At 70.7% G+C, this 24,328-nt stretch carries 17 protein-coding genes and 1 tRNA gene; 12 read left to right on the top strand and 6 right to left on the bottom strand.

Annotated features, from left to right (window positions below; translation table 11 throughout):
- Positions 1–57: 57 nt before the first annotated feature.
- The 5 genes from ABT340_RS07145 (at position 58) to ABT340_RS07125 (ending at position 8,171) form a co-directional block, all read left to right on the top strand.
- Positions 58–3,726: a DUF4153 domain-containing protein gene (locus tag ABT340_RS07145; RefSeq protein WP_352009773.1), complete on the top strand. Its 3,669-nt coding sequence runs from the start codon at positions 58–60 to the stop codon at positions 3,724–3,726.
- Positions 3,727–3,833: 107 nt separating this feature from the next.
- Complete coding sequence (locus ABT340_RS07140; RefSeq protein ID WP_352009772.1) at positions 3,834–5,357, top strand: N-acyl-D-amino-acid deacylase family protein; 1,524 nt, start codon at positions 3,834–3,836, stop codon at positions 5,355–5,357.
- 38 nt (positions 5,358–5,395) lie between these two features.
- Positions 5,396–6,505, top strand: a complete 1,110-nt coding sequence (locus ABT340_RS07135) for an alanine racemase (RefSeq protein WP_352009771.1) — start codon at positions 5,396–5,398, stop codon at positions 6,503–6,505.
- Between the two features lie 42 nt (positions 6,506–6,547).
- Positions 6,548–6,934, top strand: a complete 387-nt coding sequence (locus tag ABT340_RS07130; protein WP_352009770.1) for a Rid family detoxifying hydrolase — start codon at positions 6,548–6,550, stop codon at positions 6,932–6,934.
- Between the two features lie 31 nt (positions 6,935–6,965).
- Complete coding sequence (locus ABT340_RS07125) at positions 6,966–8,171, top strand: hypothetical protein (protein WP_352009769.1); 1,206 nt, start codon at positions 6,966–6,968, stop codon at positions 8,169–8,171.
- Between the two features lie 15 nt (positions 8,172–8,186).
- On the opposite strand, the gene ABT340_RS07120 is transcribed toward ABT340_RS07125, so the two are convergent.
- A complete protein-coding gene (locus ABT340_RS07120) occupies positions 8,187–9,542 on the bottom strand; it encodes a DHA2 family efflux MFS transporter permease subunit (RefSeq protein ID WP_352009768.1) in 1,356 nt (451 codons plus the stop codon).
- Between the two features lie 76 nt (positions 9,543–9,618).
- On the opposite strand from ABT340_RS07120, the gene ABT340_RS07115 reads away from it, so the two are divergent.
- On the top strand, positions 9,619–10,341 hold the full coding sequence (locus ABT340_RS07115; protein WP_352009767.1) for a TetR/AcrR family transcriptional regulator C-terminal domain-containing protein: 723 nt from the start codon (positions 9,619–9,621) through the stop codon (positions 10,339–10,341).
- Here the strand turns inward: ABT340_RS07115 and ABT340_RS07110 are convergent.
- The gene (locus ABT340_RS07110) at positions 10,338–10,886 is read right to left on the bottom strand and encodes a TetR/AcrR family transcriptional regulator (protein ID WP_352009766.1); all 549 of its coding nucleotides are present in this window, start codon (positions 10,884–10,886) and stop codon (positions 10,338–10,340) included. The genes ABT340_RS07115 and ABT340_RS07110 overlap by 4 nt on opposite strands.
- Before the next feature lie 74 nt (positions 10,887–10,960).
- Here ABT340_RS07110 and ABT340_RS07105 point away from each other — a divergent pair, with 74 nt between their 5' ends.
- Positions 10,961–11,722 (top strand): alpha/beta fold hydrolase, encoded by a 762-nt coding sequence (locus ABT340_RS07105; RefSeq protein WP_352009765.1) that lies wholly within the window; start codon positions 10,961–10,963, stop codon positions 11,720–11,722.
- 151 nt (positions 11,723–11,873) lie between these two features.
- Here ABT340_RS07105 and ABT340_RS07100 read toward each other — a convergent pair whose 3' ends face one another.
- A complete protein-coding gene (locus tag ABT340_RS07100; protein WP_352009764.1) occupies positions 11,874–12,494 on the bottom strand; it encodes a LysE family translocator in 621 nt (206 codons plus the stop codon).
- A 76-nt stretch (positions 12,495–12,570) separates the two neighbouring features.
- Between ABT340_RS07100 and ABT340_RS07095 the strand changes: the two genes are divergently transcribed.
- On the top strand, positions 12,571–15,357 hold the full coding sequence (locus ABT340_RS07095) for a helix-turn-helix transcriptional regulator (protein WP_352009763.1): 2,787 nt from the start codon (positions 12,571–12,573) through the stop codon (positions 15,355–15,357).
- A 182-nt stretch (positions 15,358–15,539) separates the two neighbouring features.
- Here the strand turns inward: ABT340_RS07095 and ABT340_RS07090 are convergent, their stop codons facing one another.
- The gene (locus ABT340_RS07090) at positions 15,540–15,791 is read right to left on the bottom strand and encodes a hypothetical protein (protein ID WP_352009762.1); all 252 of its coding nucleotides are present in this window, start codon (positions 15,789–15,791) and stop codon (positions 15,540–15,542) included.
- A 396-nt stretch (positions 15,792–16,187) separates the two neighbouring features.
- The gene (locus ABT340_RS07085; protein ID WP_184713476.1) at positions 16,188–16,556 is read right to left on the bottom strand and encodes a response regulator transcription factor; all 369 of its coding nucleotides are present in this window, start codon (positions 16,554–16,556) and stop codon (positions 16,188–16,190) included.
- A 1,094-nt stretch (positions 16,557–17,650) separates the two neighbouring features.
- On the opposite strand from ABT340_RS07085, the gene ABT340_RS07080 reads away from it, so the two are divergent.
- From ABT340_RS07080 to ABT340_RS07065, 4 genes are all read left to right on the top strand, one after another.
- Positions 17,651–18,028 (top strand): C40 family peptidase, encoded by a 378-nt coding sequence (locus ABT340_RS07080; protein WP_352009761.1) that lies wholly within the window; start codon positions 17,651–17,653, stop codon positions 18,026–18,028.
- Positions 18,029–18,185: 157 nt separating this feature from the next.
- Positions 18,186–18,260: transfer RNA gene (locus ABT340_RS07075), tRNA-Arg, on the top strand.
- 205 nt (positions 18,261–18,465) lie between these two features.
- Complete coding sequence (locus ABT340_RS07070) at positions 18,466–19,254, top strand: HAD-IIA family hydrolase (protein ID WP_352009760.1); 789 nt, start codon at positions 18,466–18,468, stop codon at positions 19,252–19,254.
- A gap of 172 nt (positions 19,255–19,426) precedes the next feature.
- Entirely contained in the window at positions 19,427–19,582 is a 156-nt protein-coding gene (locus ABT340_RS07065) for a hypothetical protein (protein ID WP_352009759.1), read from the top strand.
- 73 nt (positions 19,583–19,655) lie between these two features.
- Here the strand turns inward: ABT340_RS07065 and ABT340_RS07060 are convergent, their stop codons facing one another.
- Positions 19,656–24,128, bottom strand: coding sequence for a non-ribosomal peptide synthetase (locus ABT340_RS07060; protein WP_352009758.1), 4,473 nt, complete (start codon positions 24,126–24,128; stop codon positions 19,656–19,658).
- Positions 24,129–24,328 lie beyond the last annotated feature (200 nt).

Below are 24,328 nucleotides of genomic sequence, written 5' to 3'. Positions count from 1 at the left end.
TCTTTCAGTACCGGAAATCCTCCGAACCGCCACCACTCGACCAACGGACGGGCCCCATTGAGACCCCTCGACTTCCTCGGCAGGATCAAGGTCAAGATCGGCATGGTCATGCTGCTGGCCGTCGCCGCGGCGTTCGTCGCCAACGAGGTCGGCATCAACGCCGGATATCCGCGCAACGTCCGCGTCGCGGTCGCCGTCGCGTTCGCCCTGGTCATGATGCAGTTGCTCGCCCGGGGGATGACCAAACCGCTGCGTGAGATGGCCGCCGCCGCGCAGACCATCGCCAAGGGCCGCTACGGTCTGCGCGTCGCCGCCACCTCACGTGACGAGGTCGGCGAACTCGCCCGTGCCTTCAACGCGATGGCGGCCGACCTCGGCGAGGTCGACCGGCAGCGGCGCGAGCTGGTCGCCAACGTCAGCCACGAGCTGCGCACACCGATCACCGCGCTCAGGGCGGTCCTGGAGAACGTGGTCGACGGCGTCTCGACGCCCGACCCCGTCACGCTGGGAACCGCCCTGTCCCAGACGGAGCGGCTCGGCAGACTGGTCGCCCAGCTTCTCGACCTGTCCCGTCTCGACTCCGGGGCCAGGCCGATCGAGCTTGAGGAGGTCGAGCTCCGGCCGCTGTGCGAACAGGCGCTGCGCGAAGCCGTACTCGCCAGGGAGGGCGTCACCGCCCGCTGTGAGGTGCCCGCGGGCCTGAGCGCCCACGCCGACCCCGACCTGCTGGCGCAGGTGCTGGCGAACCTGCTGGACAACGCGGTACGGCACAGCCCCGTGGGCGGGGTCGTGGTGCTCGGAGCCTCCCCACGGGAGAACGGCGTACGGCTGCGCGTGACCGACCAGGGGCCGGGCATCCCGCAGGAGGACCGGGCTCGGGCGTTCGAGCGCTTCTCCCGGCTGGACGCCGGGCGGGCGGCGGACGTGGGCGGCGCAGGCCTCGGGCTGGCCATCGTCAAGGAGATCGTCGAGCTGCACGGCGGCTGCATCCACGTCGAGGACGGCGGGGGCTGCCGTGTCGTGGTCGACCTTCCGGAAAGTTCTTCGGCCTCGACCCTCACCCGGGCGTCGCGCGGACCGGCCGACGCCACCGGCCGTACCGGTGCCACGGGAGGCGCCCGGCTCTCCCAGGACGAGGCGCCCGTCGAGGGATCTGGTTTTCGGGAGATCGCGGGATCCGAAACGCCCGGCAACCCCGCCAAGGCGCGAGGGGAAGGCCCACGGCTCCCTGAGACGGCGGAATCCACCGGGGACTCGGGGGTTGAGGCGCTTCGGGAACACGGCGATTCGGACGAGGCCGGGAAAGCCGTGCCTTCCTCCGAGGGGACGGGGTCGCCGGAGATCACGGAATCCGGCAAGTCCGCCGGGCTCGCCCACCGGGCCGGGGGAACCGGTGAGAACGCGAAGCTCTCCGATGCCGTCGAGGGTGGTCTGGCCGGACCCAGGGAAAGCGCCGGCGCAGCCGGATTCGCGCGGTACGCCGAAGGAGACGGTGAACCTCCCCGGAGGACCGAGCCCGGGGCGGCGGAGCCGTCGGCCCCGGGTGAACCGCACCCGTCCTCGGCGAACGGGCCGGTGGCGGGTGAGTCACGGCTGTCCTCTGAGCGGGGGCCGGTGGGCGGGCCGTACTCGTCCTCGGCGAACGGGCCGGTGGCGAGCGAGTCCTCAGCGCGTGAGCAGCCGAGGGCAGACGAGTCGCATCTGTCCTCCGAGCGGAGACCCGCGGTGGGCGGGTCGTATCGGTCCGCCGCGTGGGGGCCGATGCCGGAGGTCCCCCGTCGGTCCCGGCCGCCTCGCAACTGGGCGGGGGCGTTCGCCGGACTCTTCGGCGGCGGGATCGCCGGACTGGTCTGCGGGGTGGTCACGGGGTTGATCATCGCCTCGATGAGCCCGCTGCTGGGGGCGCTGGCCGGTTTCCTGATCACGCTGGGCGGCGGGTTCGTCGGCACGGTGCTCGGGATCACCGACTCCTACGCCAGGGCCGCGGGAAGCCTCCCGGAGCGTCCCGTCATACCGAGGCCGGCGGGGCACGGCAGCGGGCCGTGGGGCGCGCGAGCGACCGGCGCCACGCGGGAAACCACCGGTGGCGAGCGGGGGACGGGCTCCTCGGGAGGCTCCCCGGACGGCACGCTGGAAGGCCTCCCGGGAGGGACGTCGGAAAGTTCTCCGGGAGCCCTCGCGGGGAGCGTGCCGGGAAGTCCCTTCGGGGGTCCTTCGGGAAAGGGCTCGGGAGGGCCGCCGGGGGGATATGTGGCCCCGCCGTTGTTCCCCAGGCCAGAGCTGCCCGCCACCCCCCGCTGGATGCTCGCCGCCGGCGCCTGTGTCGGCCTCGTCGCGGCGCTGGCCCTGCCGTACAGCCGGATCGGGCTGGGGTTCGTGCTCGTCGCCGTCGCCATGGGTGTGGCGGTTCTGCCGGTCGCCCGGCACCGGATCACACCGTGGTCGGCAGGGCTGGGGGTGGTCGCGTATGGACTCGTCACGGTCGCGGTGTTCAGGGACTCGGACTGGCTGGTCGCCTCGCTCCTGCTGGCCGGGTTCCTGCTGGCCGCCCTCGCCCTGTCGGGGGTGGGACGCGGCTGGCTCGGGGTGGTCAGGGGCGCCGCCTCGGTGCTGATCGCGCTACCGCCCGTGCCGTGGTTCCTCGCGGAGTCGGTCAAGGGGGCGTCCCTGCGCAGACGAGTGGTGCCCGCGCTGGTCGGGGTCGGGCTGAGCCTGGTGCTCGTACTGCTCTTCGGCGGGCTGTTCGTTTCGGCGGACGCGGTCTTCGCCGACGCCGTCGAACGGATTCTGCTGGCGCAGGACTGGGCGGCGTCGATGCCGGTGCGGATCGTGCTGTTCGCGGTCTTCGGGGTGCTGGTCGCCGCGGCGGTGTTGGTCGGCCTGCGTCCCGTGGCCGAACCGAGGGTTCCCACGCTGCGGCTCACGGTCGGCCGGAGCCTGTGGGTGCCTCCGCTGGTCGCTCTCAACCTGCTGTTCGCCGTGTTCGTGGGGATGCAGCTGACCGTGCTGTTCGGCAGCACCCGGTGGGTGGTCTCCGCCGTGGGGCTGACCTACGCCGAGTACGCCAGGTCAGGGTTCTTCCAGCTCGTCATCGTCAGCGTGTTCGTGCTGGCCATCGTGGCGGCGGCCTCGGTCCTGGTCGATCTCGGGGGGCGTGAGAGGTGGCTGATGGCTGGCCTGCTCGGCCTGCTCTGCGCGCTGACCCTGGTGGTCCTGGCCTCCGCGCTGCACCGTCTCGACCTCTACGTCGACGCCTACGGCTTCTCCCGGCTGCGGGCCTCGGTCGAGGCGGCGATCTGGTGGCTGGGCGCCGTCTTCGTGCTGGTCCTGGCCGCGGGGGCGGTACGGCTCACCCGGCGTGGCCACGCGGGATGGCTGCCCAGGGCGATGGTGATGATGACCGGGGTCGCGCTGCTGGCGTTCGCCGTGTGGAACCCCGACCTGCGGGTCGCCGAGACCCAGGTCGCCATCCGGGGTGTCGAACGGCTCGACCAGGCCTACCTGGGCGACCTCGGGGCGGAGGCCGTACCCGCGCTCGACCGGTTGCCCGAGCCGATGCGCAGCTGTGTGCTGCGGGACGTGGTCGCCGCCAACGACCTCGCGGCCCCCGACCCGTGGAACGGATGGAACCTCGCCCGCCAGCGGGCCAGGGATCTGCTGGCCGAACGCCCGGTGCTCTCCGGCCCTGAGTGCGCGACCACCTCCTCCCGGGGGCCGTACGACTGATTCCGGCGGGGACTCGCCGACCGCCTCCGGTGTCACGGCGAGTCACCCCCGGACGGCTGGAACGCTCGAAGATGCACGGAATCCCTCTTCAATGATTGAATCCGAGCATGTCCTTTGATGTGTTGATCAGAGACGGCTGGGTGTTGGACGGAACCGGCGCCCCGGCCTTTCTGGCGGACGTCGGGATCACCGGGAGCGAGATCACCGCGGTCGGCAGACTGACGGGGGCGGAGGCCGCGACGGTGATCGACGCCTCTGGGCGCCACGTCATGCCCGGTCTGATCGACTGCCACGTCCACGGCGACGCCCTCGTCTTCGACCCGGAGGTGCAGCTCGCCGCGCTGCGCCAGGGCGTGACGACCTTCGTCCTCGGTCAGGACGGCCTGTCCTTCGCCCCCACCTCGACCCCCGAGGCCTTCGCCTACGTCACCCGCTACTTCGCCGCGGTCAACGGCGCCCACCCCCACGCGGACGGCCCGCTGAGCGTGGCGGAGCTGCTGGCGGGCTACGACGGGGCGAGCGCGCTCAACACCGTCTACCTGCTGCCGCACGGCACGATCCGCTACGACGTGATGGGCGCCGCGGAACGGGCGGCGTCGGCCGACGAGCTCGCCGCCATGCTCGCCCGGGTCGAGCGCGGCCTGTCCGAGGGGGCGGCCGGGTTCTCCACGGGCCTGGAGTACGCCCCGGGACGCTACGCGGACGCCGCCGAGCTGGCCGCGCTCTGCGCGCCCCTCGGCGCTCTGCCGTACGTCACGCACATGCGCGGCTACGGCGTCAATGCCACGACCGGGATGACCGAGGTGACCGACATCGCCAGGCGCTCGGGCGCCGCCGTGCACGTCTCGCACTACCACGGTCCGGCGGCGACCCTGCTGCCGATGGTCGACCGGGCGCGCGACGAAGGTCTCGACGTCACCTTCGACACCTATCCCTACCTGCGGGGCAGCACGATCCTGGCGATGGTCGCGCTGCCGTCGTGGATTCCGGCCGCCGACACGGACAGGGCGCTCAGTCTGCTGGAGTCCGAGCGGATCGAGTGGGACGAGACGATCTGGCCGAGGATCACCCTCTCGCACGTCCCGGGGGCCGAGTGGGCGGAGGGGCTGACGCTGCCCGAGGCGGCGGAGCGGGCCGGCGCGGAACCGGGTGAGTTCTGCCGCGCGATCCTGGTCGCGACCCGCCTTGAGGCCGGGTGCGTGATGGCCCGCCCCGACGAGGGACCGGAAGGGGAGGAGTCGGTCCGCGCGATCCTGCGGCATCCCGCCCACACCGGTGGTTCCGACGGCATCTACGTCGGAGGGCATCCGCACCCCAGGGGCTACGGGGCCTTCGCCCGCATGCTCGGCCACCACGTCCGCGACACCGGTGACCTGACCCTGGAGCAGGCCGCCGTCCATCTCGCCTCCCACCCCGCCCGGCGTTTCGGCCTGACCGGCAGGGGCCTGATCCGCGCGGGTCAGGTGGCCGACGTCGTCGTTCTCGACGCCGCCCGCGTCCAGGACCTGGCCACCTACGCCGACCCCCGCGTCCCCGCGGCCGGTGTCGACGACGTCCTCGTCTCCGGAGTCGCGGTGCTCGCCGGAGGAACGCTCACCGGGGCCACCCCCGGAAGGGCGATCAGACCCTGACGGATAGGGTCCAGCAAGGGAAGCGAAGGGGGTAACACGTGAAGGGGATCGTCGATCCCAGTCGGGCGGTCGGGTCCTCACTGTTCGGGGGAGCCTTCAGCTTCCCCGTGATGGTGGCCAACCGTGACGCGCTCGAACACAACATCGCCACACTCGCGGGATTCGCCGCCGACCACGGGTTGCTCCTCGCCCCGCACGCCAAGACGACCATGTCGCCGGAGCTGGTCAGAGCCCAGCTTGAGGCGGGCGCGTGGGGGCTGGCGGTCGCGACCCCGAGCCAGGCGCTGACCCTGCGCGAGTTCGGCGTGTCACGCGTCCTCATCGCCAACCAGGTCTTCGACCCCGCGGGCCTCGACGCGATCGCCGCCCAGCTGGACCAGGACCCGTCGTTCGAGTTCCTCTGCTTCGCGGACTCGGTCGCCGGTGTCGAGACACTCTCCCGGCACGCGGGCGGCAGGCCGTTCCAGGTGCTGGTCGAGCTGGGACACGAGGGCGGCAGGGCGGGCTGCCGTACGCTCTCCGACTTCCTTGAGGTCGCCGCGGCGGCCCAGGAGGCGTCCGGCGTCGAACTGGTGGGCGTCGCGGGCTACGAGGGCGGGCTGGGGAACGCGCAGGAGGTGCGCGCCTACCTCGGCAGGCTGGTCGAGGCGCTGGAGCACCTGCGGGTGCGCGACCCGATCCTGTCGGTCGGCGGCAGCCAGTGGTTCGACGTGATCGGCAGGGAGCTGGCCACCTGCCAGGCCAGGGTCGTGCTGCGCAGCGGCGCCTACGTCTCCCACGACGACGGCTACTACCGCGAGCGCACGCCGTACAACCGGATCGAGGGGGAACTGCGGGCGGCGCTTGAGGTGTGGGCGTACGTGCTGAGTGTGCCCGAACCCGGTCTGGCCGTGGTGGGCTTCGGCAAGCGGGACGCCCCCTTCGACGAGGGGCTGCCGGTGCCCAAGGGGGCCGTCGAGGGCGCGACCGTGCTCAAGGTCCAGGACCAGCACGCGATCCTGCGGCTCACGCCGGACTCGACGGTGAAGCCCGGAGACCTGGTCTCCTTCGGCATCTCCCACCCGTGCACCGCCTTCGACAAGTGGCGGGTCATCCCGGTCGTGGACGACGACCACACGGTCGTCGATCTGATCACGACCTATTTCTGACGTTCTGTCGTTGTCGTAGAGAGTCTCCTAAGGAGTTGTGACATGAGTGGCAAGCAGGAACTGCGGACGGACGAGGGCGCCGCGCCGGTCGGGGCGTACTCACAGGGCCTCGTGGTCGGTGACTTCGTCTACACCTCCGGCGCGGGCCCGCTCGACCCCAAGACCGGTGAGGTCGTCGGCACCGACGTGGCCGAGCAGACCCACCAGGTGATGCGCAACCTCGGCGCGATCCTGGCGGCCCACGGTCTCGGGTTCGACGACGTGGTCAAGTCGACCGTCCACCTTCAGCACCTGAAGCGGGACTTCGCCGCCTACAACGAGGTGTACAAGTCGTATTTCACCCAGCCGTACCCGGTCCGTACGACCGTCGGCTCCGACTTGATGGACATCCTCGTCGAGATCGACTTCGTCGCTTACAAGGCACGTTAGAGTCTGACCGACTGCGTGGGAAGGCGGCGGTTTGGACAGCTCGCTATACGTCTACGTCGAGGACGTGCGGGGTGAGGGCCTTGAGGCGGTCCTCGACCGGGTCACCGGGTACGGCGTGGCGGGCGTGACCGTCGCCGCCGCCTATCACCGCGCTCGCGACGTCACCCCGCACGGCCGCCCCCGGGTGACCGTGCGTGACGACGGCGTCCACTTCCTTCCGCCGGCCGACCTGTTCGACGGGCTCCGCCTCGTCCCGCCTGTGCAGGCGGGTGCCGAGGAGGAGCCCCTGGCCGCGTTGCGTCTGGCCACCGCGGAGCGGGGCCTGAAGCTGCACGGCTGGACCGTCTTCCTGGAGAACACCACACTCGGCCTGGCCAACCCCGACGTCACCGTGCGCAACTGCTTCGGTGACCGGGGTTCGCCCGCCGAGCTGTGCCCCTCCAACCCCGACGTGCGCCGCTACGCGGTGGCGCTCGGCAGGGCCGTGGCCAGGCAGGGGGTGGACAGTGTGGTCGCCGAGGCGCTGCACTTCGGCACCTTCGGCTGCGGCTACCACAACGACCGCTGCTTCGTGCCGCTCGGGCCGATGGACGTCTTCCTTCTGGGCCTGTGCTTCTGCGACTTCTGCATCCGCCGCGCCGCGGACCTCGGTGTCAACGCGGAGGTCGCCAGGGAGGAGTGCGCCAGGATCGTGGGCGGTGTCCTCGACGGCGACCCGCCCGCGCAGGGCGAGGTGACCAGGGCGGCGCTGACCGCCTACGCGGGGCCCGAGGTCGTCTCCTACGCGCGGGCCCGCTCCGAGGTGGTGACCTCGCTGGTCTCCGAGGTCTCCGCCGCGGTCACCGCGGAGGGCACCAGGTTCGTCTTCCTCGACGCGACCGGCGCGGCGAAGGGCTACATGGACGGTCTCCCCCCTTCCGGGCTGTCCGCGCACGACTCCTGGCAGCTCGGCGTCGACCTGGTCGCCCTGGGTGACCTGGTCCCCTCGCTCGGAGTGCTCGCCTACGCCCGCGACGCCGAGCGCGTCGCCGACGACCTGGTGGCCTACCGTCGTTCCACGGGCAAGGAGCTGCGGGCGGTGCTCCGGCCCGGAATGCCGGACACCGACTCGGCGGAACGGCTGGCCGCCAAGGTCAGGGCCGCCAAGGTCGCCGGGGCGGACGCGGTCGACTTCTACGCCTACGGGCTCATGCCGTACCCCATCCTCGACCGCATCCCCGGGGCCCTGTCCGGCTGACCGTTCACGGAACTGTCACGCCGGTCGGTGGCGGGGGATCACCAGGGCGGGCACCAGGGCCACGGCGATGATCACCAGAGTCCAGGTGAAGCCACCGGAGAAGGCGGCGGTGCCGTACGAACGGGTCAGTGCCTGCAGGACGACCGCGGTCACGGCGGCGCCGAGCGCGCTGCCCACCCTGATCACGATCTGCGAGGCGGTCGCGGCACCCGGAACGGCCGCCCTGGGCAGGGTGCGGTAGGCCGAGGCCATGATCGACGGGGTGACGAGACCGTGCCCGAGGCCGATCACGAAGAGCGCGGCGACCGACGGGCCGATCACGGCGCAGGCGAGGGTCCCGGCGAGCACGGTCACGATGCCCGCCACCCCGGGCAGCCGGGCGCCGAGCCGGTCGGTGAGCCGTCCGGCCAGCGGCATGGTGACGATCGCGCCCACGCCCATCGGGGCGATCAGGAGGCCCGCGTCCAGCACGCCCGTTCCCGGGACGCTCTGCGAGTACAGCGGCACCAGCAGCAGCACACCGAAGACCCCGACGGAGTAGAAGAACAGGGACGCCGCGGAGGTGGTCAGCCCTCTGTCGCGGAAGAGACCCACGTCGATCAGGGCGCCGGTGCCCCGGCGCAGCGAGTGCGTGACGAAGACCGCGACGAGCGCGGCGCCGAGGCCGAGTCCCAGGACCGCCCGCGTACCGCCCCCCGCCTCACCGAACTGTGACAGTCCGTAGACCAGCGCGGCCAGCCCGGGGGACAGCAGCACCAGACCGAGCAGGTCCAGCCGCCCGGCGTCGCGCTCCCGGTCACCGGGCAGTAGCCGTACGGCCAGCAGCAACGCGACCACGCACACCGGGACGTTGACGTAGAACATCCACCGCCAGCTCAGGTGGTCGACGAGCACCCCGCCGAGCAGCGGCCCGAGCACCGGGGCGAGCATCGACGGGACCGAGATCACGGCCATCACCCGGCCCAGCCTTTCGGGGCCCGCGGCGCGGGCGAGCAGGGTCTGTGCGATCGGCATGAGCAGCCCGCCGCCGATCCCCTGGAGCACGCGGAAGGCGATCAGGGCGCCCACGGACCAGGCGGCCCCGCACAGGACCGACCCGGCTCCGAAGATCGCGAGCGAGGCGATCCAGGTCGTCTTGGCGCCGAAGCGCCCGATGGCCCATCCGGTCACCGGGATCGTCATGGACAGGGCGAGCACGTAGCCGGTGACCGTCCACTGGACGGTGCTGAGCGGGACACCCAGGTCACGGCCGAGAACGTCGATCGCGACGTTGACGATGGTCGCGTCCAGCATGGTCATGATCGTGCCGAGCACCACGGTGATGGAGACGGCGCGCAGTGCGGGGTCGGATCGGGCTTGGGTGACGGTCATCCAGATCACCGTTCCGTACGTTGTATCGGTTTTCCGTACACTGTAGCGCCCATGCGCTACGCCGTACACTCTTCGGATGGGAACCGAACAGGCGCAGGGGCCGGTCTGGGCACGTGAGACGGCCGGGCGCCGTCCGAAACTGACCCGCGAGGCGATCGTGAGGACCGCGATCGAGGTCGCCGACGCCGAGGGGCTCGACGCCGTCTCCATCCGCAGGATCGCCACCGAGCTCGGGGCGCGGGCGATGAGCCTCTACACCCATATCGAGCGCAAGGAGGACCTGCTCGACCTCATGGCCGACGAGACGAACGCGGAGATCCTGGTCGAGGGGGAACTGCCCGACGACTGGCGCGAGGCGATCTCAGCCGTCGTACGGCGCACGCGGGAGACGATCCGGCGCCATCCCTGGCTGGTCGATCTTGTCGCCAGCCGTCCCCAGGTCGGCCCGAACGGCCTGCGGCACGGGGAGCAGTCACTGGCCGCGCTCTCCGGACTGCCGATCCCGCCCGAGCAGAAGTGGCGGATCATCGCCGCGATCGACGACTACGCGCTGGGGTTCGTGATCAGGGAGACGCTGCGGGGGGAGGGGCGCAGCGGATACACCTGGACACCGCAGGAGCGCGAGGCCCTCATGCGGCCATACCTACGTGAGCTTCTCGAAAGCGGCGAGTTCCCCAACCTCGCGCCACTGGTGAACGAGATCGCCTCCGGCCCCGCCGACCCCGCCGCGGCGGACGAGGACTTCGAGCAAGGCCTGCGCTGGATGCTGGACGGCATCGCCGGGGACCTCGGCCTCTAGCGCACTCCGTCAAGGACGACGGACACCGCCTGGGTGGCGAAGTCGTCGTCGAGAGGGAGGCCGCGGAAGATCGTCCGAATCCACACCGCGCCCCCGAGCAGATCCACGATCAGCAGCGGATCGGCCGTCTCCGGAAGCTCGCCGCGCCGCCGGGCACGGTCGAAGACCGCCTCCTCCCTGGCGAACCGGTCGGTGAAGAACCGCCGGACCGCCGTGGCCAGCTCGGGATGGTTCACGGCCGCGCCCAGCGTCGCCACCGCCACGTCCGAACTGGGGGAGGTGGTCAGGAGTGTGGCCATCCCTCGCACCAGCTCCTCCAGGTCTCCCCTGAGGGTGCCGGTGTCCGGAGGGTCGAACAGGAGCAGGTCCGCCTGGGTCAGTGCGGCGGCGAGCAGGGCCGCCTTGGAGGGCCACCAGCGGTAGATGGTGGTCTTGTTGACTCCGGACCGCTCGGCCACCCCCTCGATGGTCAGTCCCTCGTATCCCCTCACGGTGAGCAGTTCGAGCGTCGCCTGGAAGATCTGCTGCTCCTTGCGCGGTGCCATGCGCCAACCATAGCAACGCAACGGTGCGTTGTGTTTCAATGGGGTTGTTCGTCCGACATGTCTGGAGATCTCCCATGCGGCCAATCGTCTTCCTGCACGGCATCCGGGTCAGCGCGACCATGTGGGACCCCGTCATCGACCACCTCGACCGCCCCGTGAAGGTCGTCGACCTGCCGGGCCACGGCACCCGCGCGGGAGAGCCGTTCTCCATGGACGACGCGGTCTCCGCGGTGTCCGCCGCGATCGACGCACTCGGCGGCAGAGCCGTCGTGGCGGGCCTGTCCCTGGGCGGCTACGTCGGCATGGCGACCGCCGAGCGCTTCCCCGACAAGGTCGCGGGCCTGGTGGCCATGGGCTGCACGTCCCGCAGCCAGTCGATGCTCGGGGTCTACCGGTTCGCCGCCAGGCTCGCCGCGAGGAACCCCGCTCGGGCCAACCGGATCAGCGAGTACGGCTTCCGCCGCTTCCTGCCCGCCCCCTCAGCCGCCGCGATGGTCGCCGGGGGGCTGTCGTGCGAGGTGCTGCCCCAGGTGGTCGAGGCCGTCGCCGCGCACGATCAGCTCACCGCACTGGCCGCATACCCCGGCCGTGTGTGGCTGGTGAACGGCTCCCGCGACCCGTTCAGGGCCGACGAGCGCGACTTCCTGCGTGCCTGCCGGAACGGCAGGCTCATCCTGATCCCCGGGCGTGGCCACCTGGGTGTACTGGCGGCTCCAGGCTCCCTGGCCCGCCTCGTCGACGACCTGTGCTCCCAGGTCGAGCCGTGCTCCCCGGTGGGTCCGGGCGGCTGGTCCGAGCCGGGTTGTGCCTCCGGTCCGGGTGGTTTCCCGGGCTGAGCCGATCCCTCAGGCCGTGCGTCCGTTTCCGGATCGGGCGCCTGGCCTCTCTGGCCGTACGTCGGGTTTCCCGGGCCGAGGGCCTGGTCTCTCTGGTCGCGTGTTCGGTTTCTCAGATGGACGTCCGGCCTCTCAGGCGGAGCCTGATCTCTCAGACCGAGCGTCCGGCGAGCGCCGTCGCGACCCCCAGGCCCAGGTAGACCACTCCGCTGAGGCGCCCGACCGTGTTCGAACGGCCACGGAGCCTGGAGCCGAGCATTCCCGCCCCCAGTGCGTAGACCATGTCCGAGACCATGCCGAGGAGTAGGAGGGTGACACCCAGGACCACGACCTGCAACGGGACCGACCCCGCCTCGGGGTGCACGAACTGTGGAAGGAAGGCCAGGAAGAACAGGATCACCTTGGGATTGAGCAGGTTGACCACCATGCCCTCCAGGAAGATCGCGCGAAGCGGCTGGGGCCGGGTCTCGTAGGAGGCCTCCTCGTGCCTGCGGACCAACGCCCTGAGCCCGAGATAGGCCAGGTAGGCCACCCCGGCCCACTTGATCACGTTGAAGAGCGTTGCGGACCTGGCGATCACATAGGACAGTCCCGCGGCCGCGGCGGCGATGTGCACCAGCGTGCCCGTCCCGACGCCGAACACGCTCGCGATCCCGCCGGACCTGCCCTGGGCGATGCTCCGGGCGGCGATGTACAGGTGGTTCGGCCCCGGAATCAGGACGAGCGCCGAGGATGCGACCACGAAGACCAGGAACGTGGACATCGAGACCATGCCCCAACCATAAGAGCGTTTCGGTCCTATGGAACGGGCCATCAACTTTGTCGACGCACGGTGGCATACTCACCAGGTGGGACAGAGAGCTTCGAACGGTGTTCTGGGCGCCACTTCGGGCACCGCTTCGAGCGGAGTCCTGATCGGACGCTCGTCCGAGCTGGGCAGGCTCGCCGCGCTGCTCCGCGCGGCCTCCGAGGGCCTCGCGGGTGTCGCCCTGGTCGGCGGTGACGCGGGCATCGGCAAGACACGTCTCGTCACGGAGCTCGCCGAGCAGGCCAGACGGGACGGCTTCGCCGTACTGGTCGGTCAGTGCGCCGAACTGGGTGACGCGCTGCCGTACCTCCCGCTGGCCGACGCCCTGCGCGGCGCCCCAGCCGAGCTGCGTGCGGAGATCGACGCCCGTCCCGTCCTGGGGAGGCTGCTGCCGGGAGGCACCGACCCGGGCACCGAGAGCGCCTCCGGCCTCACCCAGCAGCGGCTGTTCGGGTCGATGCTCGGCTTCCTGGCCGTACGGCCCATGCTGCTGGTGCTCGAAGACCTGCACTGGGCCGACCGTTCGACCCGTGACCTGCTGGTCTTCCTCAGCCGGATGCTGCAGACCGAACGTGTGCTGCTGGTCGGCACCTACCGGACCGACGACCTGCATCGACGCCACCCACTGCGCCGGGTCCTCGCCGAGCTCAGACTCCTGCCCTCGGTGACCTCCGTCGAACTGACCCCGCTCGACCAGGCCGAGATGGCCGACTATCTCGCGGCCCTCGGCGGCACCGACGCCCGGGTCATGGACGAGGTCGCCGAACGAGCCGAGGGCAACCCGTTCTACGGCGCCGAGCTGCTCGAAGCCGTGACCGAGGGCTCCTCGATGACCGACGACCTCGCGGGCCTGTTGCTGTCCAGGGCCGAAGTGCTCTCCGACGAGGCCCAGCGGGTGCTGCGCGGCGCCGCCGTCGCGGGAAGGCGGGTCGACCACGACCTCCTCCAGGAGGCCTCCGGCCCGCCTGACCTGGCCTTCGACGAGGCCATGCGGGAGATCGTCTCGCGTGGGCTGCTCCGCCCCGACGGCGAGTACGGCTACGCCTTCCGGCACGCCCTGCTCCAGGAGGCCGTCTACACCGACCTGCTGCCCGGTGAGCGGATCAGACTGCACTCCGAGTTCGCCCGCCTGCTCACGGCCCGTCAGGGAGCGGCGGCCGAACTCGCCTACCACTACCTCGCGGGCCACGACCTCGCCGAAGGCCTGTCCGCGTCGGTGGAGGCGGGACGCAGGGCCGAACGTCTGGGCGCCCCCGCGGAGGCCCACCGCCACTTCGAGCAGGCGCTCAGCCTGTGGGACCGCGTCCCGGACGCCGAACAGCGCGCCGGGACCGACCGCGTACGGCTCACACTGCGCACCGCCGCCGTCGCGGCCGACATGGGCGACAACCACCGGGCCATAGCCCAGTTGCGTTCTCTCACCCCCTCGGCGGAGATCTACGAGCGGCTCGCCTACTACCTCTACGACTCCGACGACGTCGAGGGCGCGGTCGCCGCCGCCAGGGCGGCCGTCGATGCGGCACCTCCGGACAGCCCTGACCTGGCCAGGGCACTGGCCACGCTCTCCCGCACACTCGCCTGGCCACCACGACCGGCCGAGGTCAAGGTGCTGGCCGAACGCGCGCTCGGGGTGGCCAGGGCCACCGGGACGAGCGACGCCGAGAAGGGAGCGATCCTCGTTCTCGCCCTCTGCGCCGAATACGAGGGGGACGTCGAAGAAGCCGAGAAGCTGCTCGACTCCGTCGTCCTGCGAGACTCCGGCGACCTGGCCATGGACCTGCGCGCCCTGTTCCACCACGCCCGGACGCGATACGAGCGCGGATTCATGGCGAGTGCGGCCGAGACAGCCGAGCGTGGTGTACGGCTGGCCGAACGCACCGGACTGTCGTGGAGCACCTACGGCACCGACCTGCGGTTCCTGTGGCTGCTCGTCCACTACTCGTCAGGAGAGTGGACCCGCGCCGCGGAGATGGCCGCCGGGTTCGGCGCCAGGGTCGGCAGGGTCGCCGAAGCCGTGTTGTCCTCCTTCGCGTTGTTCGTGGAGGTCGCCTCAGGGGCGCCTCAGGTTGAGCAGCGTCTCGCCTGGCTCAGGCCGTTCTGGTCCGACCCCCTTGTCGCTTACATGTCACGCGGCCTGGCCGCCGAGCACGCCCTCTGGCAGGGCGACCCCGAGCTCGCCCTGGAGCATGCCACCGCTGTACTGGACACGATCTACCCCGCTGACCTCGGGGTGATCCGTATCAGCGCCGTCGCGCTGTGGGCACTGGCCGACCTTGGCCGCACCGAAGGGGCCGACGAACTGCTCGCCCGCGCCCGTGGTGCGGTCAGGGCAGGGATGGGCACCGAGGGACACGGATGGATGGCACGTGCCGAGGCCGAGTGGCACCGCGCGAACGGCCGTTTCGACGTCCAGGCCTGGCGTCGGGTCGTCGAGATCTTCGACCCCGCCTTTGTCTACGAGACCGCACGCGCGCGGTGGCGGCTGGCCGAGGCGTTGCTTGCCTCAGGAGATCGCGCCGCCGCGCTTGAGGAGTGGCGACTCGCTGTCGAGACCGCCGACTCCCTGGGTGCCAAACCTCTGGCCAAGGCTCTGGCCGAACTGGGACAACGCGCCAGGTTCGTCACCGCCCAGCAGAGCCTGCTCACCAGCCGCGAACAGGAGGTGCTGGCCCTGGTCGCCGAGGGCCTGCCCAACCGCGAGATCGGCGAACGGCTGTTCATCGCCCAGAAGACCGTGAGTGTGCACGTCTCCAACATTCTTGGCAAACTCGGTGTCTCCTCTCGAACGCATGCCGCCGCTCTCGCGCGTAAGCGGGGCCTTCTCTGAGATCTGTCCTTGGTTTTCCTTTAGTGATATCACCCGGCGGGAACAGGGATTCGAGGGTTTTGATGGGCTTCGATAGGTGGGCCCGCCTTTGTTGTGAACCTGTCTTGTTGTAGACACGGCGCAGGACTCAGTGGCGACTCGCACTCAGCAGGGTAGGCGGGCCGTTTCACCACGTGGCGGGATTAGGTCCCGGCGTAGGGGCCGGAGGTGATCGTGACCTGGGCTGATCCGCCGTCTCCCTGGCCTGTGCGGTCGCCGGCCAGGATGCTCCAGCCCAGCGCCGGGGAGATCTCGTGTCGGGTCCCGTCGGAGCCGGTGTAGCCGCCGTCCGCGTGTGCGGCGGGAATCGTCGTCAGCGGTCCTGTGGGAACGGCGATCGCGGTGACAAGAAGAGCACGCCAGAACCGGATATCGCGGTGATTCCCGGAGCTCATGTGCGACTTCTTCATTTCATTGAAAGGGAACGTTCTCATCCGGGAGGCGTTCCGCCCGGAGAATACGCCATGGATGGAGTGGGTCAAGAGAGCCCGTGGCGTCTTCGAGTCTTTTCCTGAGGTGTTCGCTTACTTGGATTCGGCGCCGAGGTTCTGGAACGCGGAGGTTTCAAAGGAGCGGCATCGAGGGTTTCGAGTTCGACGCCGAAGATGATCTTCGGTCGGGAGGCTGAGGCTTCTGAGCGAACGGCGGGTTCTTGGGGCGTTCCCGGGCAGGCGTCTGTCCGGAGTCCGGAGGTATGTGATCTTGCTCGGCGTGCTGGGCGGCCGTTATCGGTCGTGCCGCCCGGCTGGGACGGCCACGACAGGCAGGCTTGTGCCGTTCGGGGAGCGGGTTCAGCCGTTGTGGGCGGCCAGGGCCAGGTCGCGGACGACCTGAATGAGCTCGGACGGGTCGAACGGCTTGGTGAGATAGGCGTCGACACCGATCCCCAGCCCACGCCGCTTGTCGTCCTCCTGTGCCCGTGCGGTGATCAGCACCACCTTGATGTGGCTCGTCTCCTCGTCGCCGCGCAGCCTTGTCGCCGTCATCCAGCCGTCGAGCCTGGGCATCATGACGTCGAGCGTGATGACATCGGGCCGCACGTCCAGCACCCGATCGAGGCAGTCCTGCCCATCGGAGGCCGTCTCGACCTGGAACCCCTCCAAGGTGAGATTGACCGCGATGAGCTGTCGGATGACCTCGTCGTCATCCACCACCAACACTTTTCCCAGAGGCTCGCCCACGGCCGTGAGGCTAACTCCTCGAAGAGGTGTCCCGCGCGGTTTTCGATGGATGTGTACACAGAGCTGTTCATGGGCGACAGGTTCCCGCAGGCGGAGACCGGCCAGGAAGACGTTTTTCGTCAGGTTTCCCACCTCCAGGATGGCTGTCACCGTCGTGCGCTCCACGGATGGCGTCGATCATCGGGGTTCTCCCTCGGGCGGTCGTTCGGGGTGCTGCGCCGTACGGGGCGTTGGAGAACATCTTCAGCCCGGAGGCGCGCGGAAGCGGTTACCGAACGCGGTTCTGTGGATAACTTGAGTTATCCACAGAACCGCGTTCGGTCGCTTGGCGACCCCGCCGTTTCTTTGATCCTGGGCCTCGACCGTTCACCGACCCCAGGAGGCCACACATGATCACGACCCTTGTCACCGTCACCGTTCTTGTGGCGGCACTCGTGGTCACCCCCCGGATATCCGTGACCCGACCCTGTCGTGAGGCCGCCGACAGCTGGACGAGGTGGCTCATCATGGGCGGCCCGCCAGGCCTCCTTGAGGGCCTGTCCGGGGGCGAACAGGACGCCTGCCATGCGGAGACGGCCAGAGCCGTGCCTTCACCAGGGGCGGCCGCCTTGACACCGGAGCCCGCTACGAGCCGCGACACCCCGCAGGAGGCTTCCGCAGGGCCGGCCAGGTCCGATACGTCCATCCGCGGGCAGGCCGCTCACCCCATGGCCCCCGTGAAAGCGAATCCTCCGTCCACGGATCTCGGGCCTCACGCCTGGAGTCCGGTCGACTCCCCGCCTGCTCCACCTTCCCTGAGGGCTTCGGACGGGCTCGCTGGCGCCGACGAGACGAGCGACGCCGCAGTAAAGGGCGGTCAGGTCGGCGACAGGACAGGTCACGATGCCGACGAGAACGACATGGCCAGGGGAGACGGTGAGATCGCCGAGATGGCGAGCCCGGAGCCAAGCGGTCCTGAACCGCGCGGATCCGGGACGACCACAGGTCGTAGCGAGGCGGCCGGCAGGATCGCCTTGCGATGGTCGAGCCGTTTATCCCCGGTGAGGACGGCTGTCGCGTTGTCCCCTGGCCGGATGGCCGTGACCGCGGCCTTACGCCAGATCGGCAGGCCCTACGTCTGGGGAGGTGGGTCGAGCACAGGGCCGACCCGCGGCGGCTTCGACTGCTCGGGGCTCACCTTGCACGCCTGGGCGAGGGCGGGGGTCAGGCTCACCCACTACACCGGCAGTCAGTTCAGGCAGGGCAGGAGGGTGCCGTTCTCCCGCCTTCGCCCCGGAGACCTGGTCTTCTTCGGGGGAGGCAGTGGAGATCCCGCCCATGTGGGGCTCTATGTCGGTGGTGGCCGCATGATTCACGCCCCACGACGTGGTGACGTCGTCAAGACAACGAGCTTCGCCACCTCGCCCTACTACCGTGCCCGTTACCGGGGCGCCGTTCGCCCCGCAGGCTGACCTCACCCCAGAGCGATCTTCTCCCCGGCCTGTCCGATCTCCACCCCGGTCCCAAGCCGCCCACCCAGGGCTTCCCGCCTGTCTGCCCTCTAGATCACCCGCTTCGGGTTTCGAGTGTCGGTTCCCTCCAGGATGCTGGTAGCCTATTCACTCGTTGGCCCCCTTAGCTCAGGGGATAGAGCACCGGCCTCCGGAGCCGGGAGCGCAAGTTCGAATCTTGCAGGGGGCACCAACTCCTCATCGGCGATCTGTTCGCTGAAAAGGGGAAACAGCACAGGAACGGGCGGGTCTCCAGTCTTAGGGAGCCTCGCCCGTTCTCATTGACGCCCACCAGTTGTGGACTCAGACCTCACGAGGTGAGTACGGGGTCACCCCTCCCCGAGGGCCTTCCTCAAGGGCGCGGTGGCCGCGCGACCCGAACTCCCCATGGAGATGAGATGAGATCGCAGTATCCGGTGCGCGCCGTCCTGTTCGACCTGGAAGGGACGCTGTACGCCAACGGGGAGATGATTCCCGGTGCCGTCGCCGCCCTGACCGAGCTACGGGAACAGGGGCTCGCGCTCCGGTTCCTGACCAACACCGACTCCGAGCCCGCTGGGCGGACTCTCGCCCGGCTGGCCGGTTACGGTCTCCCGATCGGCCAGGAGGAGTTGTTCACCCCGGTGGTGGCCGCCGAGTCCCTGGTGGCGGCCACTCCAAACGCCCGGGTGTACGCGGTGGTCTCGCAGGCCCTGCGGGAGTCCTTCCCCTGCCTCGTCGACGAGCCCCCCTTCACCCACGTACTGGTGGGCGACTGCCGGGACACGTTGAGCTACCCCCTGCTGGACGGGGCCTTCCGTGCTCTGCGCTCCGGCGCGGCGCTACTGGCGCTGCAACGCGGACGCTATTTCAAGCGGGCGGACGGCGACCATCTGGACACCGGGGCGGTCGTGGCGGGGCTGGAGTACGCGGCGGGTGTCCAGGCCCGTGTGCTCGGTAAGCCGTCCACCGACTTCTTCGCCCTCGCCGCCGCGACGCTCGGCGTCGAGGTCACCGAGTGTCTGGTCGTCGGAGACGACGCGACCACCGACGTCGCCGGAGGGAACGCCGCAGGTGCGAGGACCGTCCAGGTGCGCACGGGCAAGTACGCCGACCAGCGGGCGGACGGCCTTGCCGGGGGAGCCGACCACACGATCGATTCGGTCACCGGGCTTCCCGGACTCCTCAGGGAGTTCCCCGAGGGATGACCATGACCGTCTACCGGATGGCCTGGGACGCCACGGCCCAGTGACTCGTGGACCGGGAGGGCACACCCGCCGGGGCACGGCGGTTGCGTTCCCGCCGCCAGGCCGCTGACCGGAGACCTTGGGCGACGAGGAGGGCGACGAGGAACGCGCAGCGCGCTCGTATACGACGGGTGTGGGAGCCCCTGTACAGGCGGAGACGCGTAGCGCGCTGGACGCCCAGCGCTTTCGTCGGTCCGACGAGGAGACCGCCGTGGGGAGAGCCGTCCCGGACCCGAGGTTCGAGACGGCCCACATGGTCGGCGAGATCGGCGGCGCGTCGAACGCGTGATCCGTACGCCTGGACCGTCCGCTCCGACCGGAGCGGTCACGAGCACGTTCGACGAGCGGGGCGCGACGGGCTCTCACCCGGAGGCGAGCAGGTGTTTCGCCAGGATGGGGGAGATCTCGGACAGGGCTTCGGGTTTGACGATGGAGGTGTGGTCGCAGGTCACGGTGTGGACGGTCAGGGCGGGCAGGAAGGGGCGCCAGGTGTCCGAGGCGTGGATGTCCTGGAGGGAGGCGTCGAAGCAGAGGGTGGGGCCGGTGAAGGGCACGGGGGAGTGCGCGGCCATCGCGTGGGTGTTCTCCCCGGTGATCGACACCAGGTCGTCGACTGTGGCCTCGTCCAGGGCGGCGAGTGGACTTCCCGCCCGTCGCAGCGCCTCCCGTCGCGAGCCCCTGGGTGCGGCGACACCGTCCAGGGCGGTACGGGCGACCTCCTCCTCATGGGTCTCTTCAACGACCTCGGCAGGGGCCTCATCAGAGGCCTCCGCGGGGGACTCCTTGTGAGAACCCTCAAAGGCCTGGTCCGGGGTTCTCGCCCCGAATCCGCGGCGGGACGCGCGTCCTCTGACGTCACCGGGATAGGCGTCCAGCAGGACGAGCAGCGCGACCTGCTCACCCGTGGCGGTCAGGTCGACGGCGATCTGCTGGGCGACCGTACCCCCGAAGGACCAGCCCGCCAGGACGTACGGCCCGGCAGGCCGGATCTCGCGCATCCGCTCGGCGTAGACGGCCGCCAGCTCGGGCACCGACATCGGGCGCACCGGTCCGACGGCGAGGCGGGGGTCCTGAAGGGCGTGCACCGGATGCCCCCGGGGGATGTGCCTGGGCAGCGCCGAATAGCACCACCCGAGTCCGTTCGCCGCGGGGATCAGGAAGATCGGGCACAGCTCACCACGGGGGCGGTAGGACAGGACGGCGGGTACGGCACCGCTCTCCTCGCCGAGGCGTTCCGCGAGTCCCGTGACGGTCGGGTCGGCGAACAGCGCGGAGACGCCGACCTCGGCGCCGAGCACGGAACGGACGCGGCTGACGAGGCGGACGGCGAGCAGGGAGTGTCCACCCAGGTCGAAGAAGTTGTCGCGCACGCCGACCTCGGGCACCCCGAGCACCTCGGCGAACAGCTCACGCAGGACCGCCTCACGAGGGTTGCCCGCGGAACCGCCCGACGACGCCCGCCGTACGGGAGCCGGGAGGGCGTGCCGGTCCAGCTTCCCGTTCGCGGTCACCGGGAACGCCTCAAGCGCGACCACCGCGGACGGCACCATGTATTCCGGCAGCAACCCGGCCACGTGCTCACGACACCACTCGGCGTCCGCCACGCCCAGGCCTCCGGTGCCGGTCGTGGCCGCGTTCGGCCGGGGCGGTTGGCCTTCGGGTGCGGTGCCCGGTTGTTCCGGGGCCAGGCCGGCGTCGATCAGGGTGGTGTCCGTCGGGCTGCGTTGCCCGGACAGGGGCCCGGCCGGCACGCCGTCCGGTGCGGTCTCCTGCGGTTCGTGGCCCGGGGGCGTACCGGAGGGGGAGGTCACGACGTAGCCGACCAGGTGTTTCTCGCCGGGGGCGTCCTCCCTGACGACCACCACGGCCTGTCTGACGCCGGGGACGCTCGCCAGCGCGGCCTCGACCTCGCCGGGTTCGACGCGGAAGCCACGGATCTTCACCTGGTCGTCGGCACGTCCGAGGAAGAACAGACGCCCCTGCTCGTCCCAGCGGACGACGTCGCCGGTGCGGTACATCCGTTCTCCGGCCGCGCCGAACGGGCAGGCGACGAACCGCGCCGAGGTCAGGCCGGGACGCCCGACGTATCCGCGGGCCAGCCCGGCCCCGGCGAGGTACAGCTCACCCGGCACGTGGGGCGGCACCGGGCGCAGGGAGTCGTCCAGCACGTAGGCGCGGGTGTTGGCCATCGGACGTCCGATGGGAACGGTCGTCCCCGGCCCGTCCCCGGCCCGCCAGAGCGACCAGGTGGCGCACAGGGTGATCTCGGTGGGGCCGTACAGCGTCCGCACGGTCGTCTCGGGGCAGGCGTCGAGCACCGAGGCCACGGCCTGGGGAGAGACGACGTCTCCGCCGGTGAGAACCTCGCGGACACCGGTGAGACAGCCGGCGAGGTCCTCGGCGACGACCCGGAACAGTCCTGCGGTGAGGTGCACGTGGGACACACCGTGCTCACGGATCAGCCGTTCGAGCACCGGGGCGTCGAGGTCGCCGGGCGGCGCGACGACCACGGTGCCCCCGGTGAGCAGCGGCACCCAGATCTCGTAGGTGGAGGCGTCGAAGGCGTGCGGGGCGTGGAACAGCACCCGGTCCTGCGGGCCGACCTCCCACATCGGGTCGAGGGCGAGGTCCACGACGCCCTGGTGGGTCACGCCGATGCCCTTCGGTTCACCGGTCGAGCCGGAGGTGTACATGACGTAGGCGAGGTCCTCAGGCCGTGCCTCGTCAAGGCCGCTCTCCGAGAGGCTCGCGGGGAAAGGAGAGAGGCCGCCGTCCGGGTGCACCGTCAGTGTCCGCAAGCCCGTGGTGAGTTCGTGCGCGCCGTACACCTGGTCGGTCAGCAGCACCGGGCTGCCGCTCTCCTCGACGACGGCCCGCATCCTGGCCACCGGATAGGCGGTGTGGACCGGCAGGTAGGCCGCCCCGGCCCGCAGTACGGCCAGCAATGCGACGACCAGTCCCGCGGAACGCTCCATCAGCACCGGCACCGTCGTGCCGGTGCCGACCCCGGCCGTGACCAGCGCCGCGGCCAGGCGTCCCGCGCGTTCGTCCAGTTCGTCATAGGTGAGCTGGGTACGGCCGGCGACGACGGCTGGCGCGTCGGGGGTCGCGGTAGCGCGTTCGCCGAACACCTCGACGACCGAGGCGGTGCGGCGGGGCGCGGCGGTGTCGTTCCAGCCGGTCAGGATCAGTTCGCGTTCCCGGGAGGACAGCACCTCCAGGGCGCTCAGCCGGGTCTCGGGCTCCGCGACGATCTGACGCAGGACACGGACGAACCGTTCGGCCATCGTGGCGACCGTCGGCTCGTCGAACAGGGCACTCGCGTAGGTGATCGTGAGCTCGACGTCCCGGCCCCGCCGTTCGAAGGCGAAGTCCAGGTCGAACTTGGCCCCCTGGGCGACCGCGGTGCCCGGCAGGCAGCGCGCTCCCGGCAGGTCGAGGGTGAGGACGCCGCTGTCGGCCCAGGACAGCGCCACCTGGAACAGCGGGTGACGGGCGGGGGAGCGGTTCGGGTTGAGGGCCTCGACGACGTGGTCGAACGGGACGTCCTGGTCGGCGTAGGCGGCCAGGTCCGCCTCCCTGACCCGGTCGAGCAGTTCGGTGAACGCCGGGTCGCCCGAGGTGCCGACGCGGAGCACCAGGGTGTTGACGAAGAATCCGATCAGGTCGTCGAGCGCCTCGTCGCCGCGTCCGGCGACGACCGTGCCCAGCGGGATGTCGGTGCCCGCGCCGAGACGGGTCAGCAGACCCGCCAGCGCGGCGTGAACCACCATGAAGACCGTGGCGTGACGACGCCGGGCGAGTTCGTGCAGTCCTCGGTCGAGTTCGGCGTCGATCGGGACGAGCACGCGTCCGCACCGGTGGTCGGCCCGGGGAGGGCGGGGCCGGTCGGTGGGCAGTGTCAGCTCCTCCGGCAGGCCGTGCAGCCTCTCCACCCAGTGGTGCGGGCCGTCTTCCGTCCGGCGGGAGACGGCTCGGTCAGGCACTCCGCCCTCCGCCAGGTGCCGTGGGGCCTGCTCCACGAGGGAGGCGGCCTCGCCCTTCACCCTGCGACTCGGGCCTTGCCCGGCGAGCGCTTCGTGCTGCCAGAGGGCGTAGTCGGCGTACTGCACCGGTAGCGGTTCCCAGCCGGGTGCCTGCCCGGTCAGCCGCGCCGCGTACGCGTGTGACAGGTCGGCCCCCAGCCGGTCGATCGACCAGCCGTCGCCCGCGATGTGGTGCAGCACCAGCACGAGCACGCACTCGCCGGGCTCCGACCTGATCACCTCGGCGTACAGCGGCGAGTCCGTCGTGAGGTCGAACACGTGGGCACACGCCCTGGCCACCGCCGCCGCGCGTTCGGCGGGCGGGCACTCGGTGAGCACCACCTCGGTCCTGGGCTCGGGCAGGATCCGCTGGACGGGCTCGCCCCCCTCCTCGGTGAAGACCGTCCGCAGGCTCTCGTGCCTGAGCGCGACGTCCCGCAGCGCGGCGGCCAGCGTCGCCGGGTCGAGCGTGCCGTGGACCACGGTGGCGACCGGCATGTTGTAGGTGGGGCTCGGTCCCGCGAGCCGGTCGAGGAACCACAGACGCCGCTGCCCCGGTGAGGCGGGCACCGTCATGGGGCGGGGGGAGACCGCCGTGACGGCGGGCCGTTCCCGTCCGTCGAGACGGCCGAGCAGCCCTCTCGGTGTCGGCGCCTGGAAGAGGGCGCGCACACCGACCGAGGCGCCGAGCGCCGTACGGACCCGTTTGACCAGCCGGGTGGCCAGCAGCGACTGCCCGCCCAGGCTGAAGAAGTTGTCCTCGGGACCGACGTCCGTCACCCCCAGCACCTCGGCGAACAGCCCGCACATGATCTCCTCCCGGGGACCACGGGGACCACGGGGACCACAAGGACCGCGCGAGCCACGCGGGCCGTGGAGAACATGCGAATCATGGAAGCCATGGGCGTCACGAGGCTCGTCGAGTTCGTGAGAGCCGTGAGAGTCCTGTGGGCCACGGGAGTCACGCGGAGCGCCGAGGTCGTGGGGCCGCGCCGTACCGGGGGTGTCGT

Source organism: Streptosporangium sp. NPDC000239 (assembly GCF_040300765.1).
Lineage (GTDB): Bacteria > Actinomycetota > Actinomycetes > Streptosporangiales > Streptosporangiaceae > Streptosporangium.
The sequence above is the reverse complement of the archived record's forward strand: the minus strand, read 5'-3'. Positions and strand labels throughout refer to the sequence as shown.

Bases quoted from the DNA above. Each gene is read 5' to 3' on its own strand.
- ABT340_RS07060 (WP_352009758.1), bottom strand. From the start codon at position 24,128: ATGTGCGGGCTGTTCGCCGAGGTGCTGGGGGTGACGGACGTCGGTCCC.
- ABT340_RS07100 (WP_352009764.1), bottom strand. From the start codon at position 12,494: ATGGTCTCGATGTCCACGTTCCTGGTCTTCGTGGTCGCATCCTCGGCG.
- ABT340_RS07140 (WP_352009772.1), top strand. From the start codon at position 3,834: ATGTCCTTTGATGTGTTGATCAGAGACGGCTGGGTGTTGGACGGAACC.
- ABT340_RS07080 (WP_352009761.1), top strand. From the start codon at position 17,651: ATGGCCGTGACCGCGGCCTTACGCCAGATCGGCAGGCCCTACGTCTGG.
- ABT340_RS07070 (WP_352009760.1), top strand. From the start codon at position 18,466: ATGAGATCGCAGTATCCGGTGCGCGCCGTCCTGTTCGACCTGGAAGGG.
- ABT340_RS07090 (WP_352009762.1), bottom strand. From the start codon at position 15,791: ATGAGCTCCGGGAATCACCGCGATATCCGGTTCTGGCGTGCTCTTCTT.
- ABT340_RS07120 (WP_352009768.1), bottom strand. From the start codon at position 9,542: ATGACCGTCACCCAAGCCCGATCCGACCCCGCACTGCGCGCCGTCTCC.
- ABT340_RS07110 (WP_352009766.1), bottom strand. From the start codon at position 10,886: ATGGCACCGCGCAAGGAGCAGCAGATCTTCCAGGCGACGCTCGAACTG.
- ABT340_RS07115 (WP_352009767.1), top strand. From the start codon at position 9,619: ATGGGAACCGAACAGGCGCAGGGGCCGGTCTGGGCACGTGAGACGGCC.
- ABT340_RS07130 (WP_352009770.1), top strand. From the start codon at position 6,548: ATGAGTGGCAAGCAGGAACTGCGGACGGACGAGGGCGCCGCGCCGGTC.
- ABT340_RS07105 (WP_352009765.1), top strand. From the start codon at position 10,961: ATGCGGCCAATCGTCTTCCTGCACGGCATCCGGGTCAGCGCGACCATG.